At 56.5% G+C, this 5,740-nt stretch carries 3 rRNA genes; all 3 read right to left on the bottom strand.

Annotated elements, in window-relative coordinates:
- Positions 1 to 66: 66 nt before the first annotated feature.
- The 3 genes from rrf to E0H75_RS42800 all read right to left on the bottom strand — a co-directional run bounded on the left by rrf (position 67) and on the right by E0H75_RS42800 (position 5,478).
- Positions 67 to 184 (bottom strand): 5S ribosomal RNA (gene rrf / locus E0H75_RS42810).
- A 169-nt stretch (positions 185 to 353) separates the two neighbouring features.
- Positions 354 to 3,479 (bottom strand): 23S ribosomal RNA (locus tag E0H75_RS42805).
- A gap of 481 nt (positions 3,480 to 3,960) precedes the next feature.
- Positions 3,961 to 5,478 (bottom strand): 16S ribosomal RNA (locus E0H75_RS42800).
- Together the 16S, 23S and 5S rRNA genes form the textbook arrangement of a ribosomal RNA operon.
- Between the last annotated feature and the right edge of the window lie 262 nt (positions 5,479 to 5,740).

The raw sequence follows: 5,740 nt of genomic DNA, 5'->3' as shown, positions 1-5,740 counted from the left end.
TGCCGAAGTTGTCCGGACATATGTTAAGGGCCACCCCTTTGTGGGGTGGCCCTTAACAGTGTGAATGTCCGGCGGCGTCCTACTCTCCCACGACCTCCCGGTCGCAGTACCATCGGCGCTGTCGGGCTTAACTTCCAGGTTCGGAATGGAGACTGGGTGTTTCCCCGACGCTATGGCCACCGAAACTCTATCGAAATATCAAACCAACCGCACTGCTCAAGCCACACACCCCGGTGTTGCTGGGGGTGTCGGCGGGCTGGGGTTGACCGTATTCCGGGAACCGTACAGTGAACGCGAGTATCTCTGTTACATAGAGCGCAGCTTGAAGTCTTGTTCCACACGGAGTGTGGGTGTGTGACAAGCCCTCGGCCTATTAGTACCAGTCAGCTACACACCTTGCGGTGCTTCCACTTCTGGCCTATCAACCCAGTGGTCTACTGGGGGCCTTACCCGGTTAACCCGGTGGGAGACCTCATCTTGAAGCGTGCTTCCCGCTTAGATGCTTTCAGCGGTTATCACTCCCGAACGTAGCCAACCAGCCGTGCTCCTGGCGGAACAACTGGCACACCAGAGGTTCGTCCACCCCGGTCCTCTCGTACTAGGGGCAGCCCTTCTCAAGTCTCCTGCGCGCGCAGCGGATAGGGACCGAACTGTCTCACGACGTTCTAAACCCAGCTCGCGTGCCGCTTTAATGGGCGAACAGCCCAACCCTTGGGACCTACTCCAGCCCCAGGATGCGACGAGCCGACATCGAGGTGCCAAACCATCCCGTCGATATGGACTCTTGGGGAAGATCAGCCTGTTATCCCCGGGGTACCTTTTATCCGTTGAGCGACGGTGCTCCCACATGCCACCGCCGGATCACTAGTTCCGACTTTCGTCCCTGCTCGACATGTCTGTCTCACAGTCAAGCTCCCTTGTGCACTTACACTCGACACCTGATTGCCAACCAGGCTGAGGGAACCTTTGAGCGCCTCCGTTACCTTTTAGGAGGCGACCGCCCCAGTCAAACTACCCACCAGGCACTGTCCCTGATCCGGATAACGGACCAAAGTTAGACAGCCAGAACAACCAGAGTGGTATTTCAACGATGACTCCACCCGAACTGGCGTCCGAGCTTCACAGTCTCCCACCTATCCTACACAAGTTGTACCGACCACCAATACCAAGTTGTAGTAAAGGTCCCGGGGTCTTTCCGTCCTGCTGCGCGTAACGAGCATCTTTACTCGTAATGCAATTTCGCCGAGTCCACGGTTGAGACAGCGCCCAAGTCGTTACGCCATTCGTGCAGGTCGGAACTTACCCGACAAGGAATTTCGCTACCTTAGGATGGTTATAGTTACCACCGCCGTTTACTGGCGCTTAAGTTCAAAGCTTCGCCGGCCGAAACCAGCTAACCTGTCCCCTTAACGTTCCAGCACCGGGCAGGCGTCAGTCCGTATACATCGAATTACTTCTTCGCACGGACCTGTGTTTTTAGTAAACAGTCGCTTGGGCCTGGTCTCTGCGGCCATCACCGCTTCCCCCAGCAAGTGAGGTAACGGTTCCGGCCCCCCTTCTCCCGAAGTTACGGGGGCATTTTGCCGAGTTCCTTAACCATGGTTCACTCGATCGCCTTGGTATTCTCTACCTGATCACCTGTGTCGGTTTGGGGTACGGGCGGCTCTAACACTCACTGCGAAGTTTTTCTCGGCAGCATGGGATCATCCACTTCCCCTAAACGGGTCCGCCTCGGCTCTCAGGCTCAATGAGACACGGATTTGCCTATGCCTCGCCCTACCACCTTGCCCGCGGATCAGCTTACGCCTACCATCGCCGCGGTTGGACTACCCTCCTGCGTCACTCCTCAATGCACCTACTACCACCTCGGGTCACCAACGCCACCGATCCGTCCGAAGACATCACAGCCTTGCTGGTTTAGCATCAGCGGGTTCGGTCGGGTCGTGTTAATGCCGGTACGGGAATATCAACCCGTTGTCCATCGACTACGCCTGTCGGCCTCGCCTTAGGTCCCGACTTACCCAGGGCAGATTAGCTTGACCCTGGAACCCTTGATCATCCGGCGGACGGGTTTCTCACCCGTCATTCGCTACTCATGCCTGCATTCTCACTCGTGCAGCATCCACAACTCCATCACTAGGCTGCTTCACACGCTGCACGACGCTCCCCTACCCATCCACACACCTGGATGACATCCGAAGACGCCACCGGGTACGAGTGTGAATGCCACAGCTTCGGCGGATTGCTTGAGCCCCGCTACATTGTCGGCGCGGAATCACTTGACCAGTGAGCTATTACGCACTCTTTCAAGGGTGGCTGCTTCTAAGCCAACCTCCTGGTTGTCTGGGCAACTCCACATCCTTTTCCACTTAGCAATCGCTTAGGGGCCTTAGCTGGTGATCTGGGCTGTTTCCCTCTCGACTACGGAGCTTATCCCCCGCAGTCTCACTGCCGCGCTCTCACTTACCGGCATTCGGAGTTTGGCTGATTTCGGTAAGCCGGTAAGCCCCCTAGACCATCCAGTGCTCTACCTCCGGTAAGAAACACGCGACGCTGCACCTATATGCATTTCGGGGAGAACCAGCTATCACGGAGTTTGATTGGCCTTTCACCCCTATCCACAGGTCATCCCCCAGGTTTTCAACCCTGGTGGGTTCGGTCCTCCACGCGGTCTTACCCACGCTTCAACCTGCCCATGGATAGATCACTCCGCTTCGGGTCTAGAGCATGCGACTAAAGCGCCCTATTCAGACTCGCTTTCGCTACGGCTACCCCACACGGGTTAACCTCGCCACACACCACTAACTCGCAGGCTCATTCTTCAAAAGGCACGCCGTCACACCCCACAAGGAGATGCTCCGACGGATTGTAGGCAACCGGTTTCAGGTACTATTTCACTCCCCTCCCGGGGTACTTTTCATCTTTCCCTCACGGTACTAGTCCGCTATCGGTCACCAAGAAGTATTTAGGCTTAGCGGGTGGTCCCGCCAGATTCACACAAGATTTCAAGAGTCCCGTGCTACTCGGGAAAACACTCGAGAGTCACCGTCTTACGCCTACGGGGCCATAACCCACTACGGCTCAACATTCCAGAAGATTCGACTTCAACGATGATTTATAACTCTCCGACACCACGGCATTAATGTCTGAATGCTCCCACAACCCCACATACGCAACGCACGCCGGCTATCACACGCACATGGTTTAGCCTCATCCGCTTTCGCTCGCCACTACTCACGGAATCACTGTTGTTTTCTCTTCCTGCGGGTACTGAGATGTTTCACTTCCCCGCGTTCCCTCCAGAACCCTATGTGTTCAGGCACTGGTAACTGGCTTTAGAATGCCAGCTGGGTTTCCCCATTCGGACACCCCCGGATCACAGCTTGGTTGCCAACTCCCCGGGGCTTATCGCAGGCTCCAACGTCCTTCATCGGCTCTTGGTACCAAGACATCCACCGATTGCCCTTAGTAGCTTGTCACACAACAAAACAAAATTACGCTACAAAGAGATGCTCGCGTCCACTATACAGTTCTCAAAATACGGGCAGGTCACCGACCCATCCTCACCACCCACAAGCGAGAAACACCCTCAAGGGAAACAACACACCCATCAGATGAAACCCACCAGCAGTTTGGTGACAGCCGGCCCCAGCCACCCACCACACCCACCCTCACGAGTCGGTGTGACTGTGACCCAGAGACAACCAGTCCAACTCCCCCACCAGGGGAAGCAGGCCCGATTTCTCAGGACCCAACAGCGCGCCTCAGCCCTTCACCCCACCTCACTCACGTTCCACGCCTTCCACCCACAAGGAGTGTCAGCAGTACTAGCTCGATCGATCAGGATCCAGGCCTAATGGTCAATGTTCCACAGTCCGAAGCACCATCACCCCGAGACGAACGCCCGGGCAGTGATGAATAGGCACCAGACTCTACGAGCCGGCGCCGAGTGCTCCTTAGAAAGGAGGTGATCCAGCCGCACCTTCCGGTACGGCTACCTTGTTACGACTTCGTCCTAATCGCCAGCCCCACCTTCGACGGCTCCCTCCACAAGGGTTAGGCCACCGGCTTCGGGTGTTGCCGACTTTCATGACGTGACGGGCGGTGTGTACAAGGCCCGGGAACGTATTCACCGCAGCGTTGCTGATCTGCGATTACTAGCGACTCCGACTTCATGGGGTCGAGTTGCAGACCCCAATCCGAACTGAGACCGGCTTTTTGGGATTCGCTCCACCTTACAGCTTCGCAGCCCTTTGTACCGGCCATTGTAGCATGCGTGAAGCCCTGGACATAAGGGGCATGATGACTTGACGTCATCCCCACCTTCCTCCGAGTTGACCCCGGCAGTCTCCTATGAGTCCCCACCATAACGTGCTGGCAACATAGGACGAGGGTTGCGCTCGTTGCGGGACTTAACCCAACATCTCACGACACGAGCTGACGACAGCCATGCACCACCTGTATAGGACCCTTACGGACCCCGCATCTCTGCGAGATTTCCCTATATGTCAAACCCAGGTAAGGTTCTTCGCGTTGCATCGAATTAATCCGCATGCTCCGCCGCTTGTGCGGGCCCCCGTCAATTCCTTTGAGTTTTAGCCTTGCGGCCGTACTCCCCAGGCGGGGCGCTTAATGCGTTAGCTGCGGCACGGAGGACGTGGAATGTCCCCCACACCTAGCGCCCAACGTTTACGGCGTGGACTACCAGGGTATCTAATCCTGTTCGCTACCCACGCTTTCGCTCCTCAGCGTCAGGTAAGGCCCAGAGAGCCGCCTTCGCCACCGGTGTTCTTCCTGATATCTGCGCATTCCACCGCTACACCAGGAGTTCCGCTCTCCCCTGCCTACCTCTAGTCTGCCCGTATCGGAAGCAGGCTCGGAGTTAAGCTCCGAGTTTTCACTCCCGACGTGACGAACCGCCTACGAGCCCTTTACGCCCAATAATTCCGGACAACGCTCGGACCCTACGTATTACCGCGGCTGCTGGCACGTAGTTGGCCGGTCCTTCTTCTGCAGGTACCGTCACTCTCGCTTCGTCCCTGCTGAAAGAGGTTTACAACCCGAAGGCCGTCATCCCTCACGCGGCGTTGCTGCGTCAGACTTTCGTCCATTGCGCAATATTCCCCACTGCTGCCTCCCGTAGGAGTCTGGGCCGTGTCTCAGTCCCAGTGTGGCCGGTCGCCCTCTCAGGCCGGCTACCCGTCGACGCCTTGGTAGGCCATTACCCCACCAACAAGCTGATAGGCCGCGAGCCCATCCCCAACCGCCAGAACTTTCAACCCCCCACCATGAAGCAGGAGATCATATCCGGTATTAGACCCCGTTTCCGAGGCTTATCCCAAAGTTGAGGGTAGGTTGCTCACGTGTTACTCACCCGTTCGCCGCTCGTGTACCCCCGAAGGGGCCTTACCGCTCGACTTGCATGTGTTAAGCACGCCGCCAGCGTTCGTCCTGAGCCAGGATCAAACTCTCCGTTGAAATCCATATGTCAACCACAACCCCAAAGAGCCATGGAAAACAGACTAACGAAAACCGATCCCTTGAATCAGAAACAATCAAACTGACTGAATCCAGAAAATATTTCAAAGGAATCCGCCACAGACAACAAACAACCCCCACCAAAACACCATCAAGGCATCCCAGCAGAAGACCATCCGAAGCCCATGAACGGGGATAATGCATCTTTCGGCATTGACTTTCGGCACGCTGTTGAGTTCTCAAAAATCGGGCGCACACCGCG

It is taken from the genome of Kribbella capetownensis (assembly GCF_004331485.1).
Classification (GTDB): Bacteria; Actinomycetota; Actinomycetes; order Propionibacteriales; family Kribbellaceae; genus Kribbella; species Kribbella capetownensis.
Note: the sequence above shows the minus strand (reverse complement) of the source record. Positions and strands in the feature narration are given on the sequence as shown.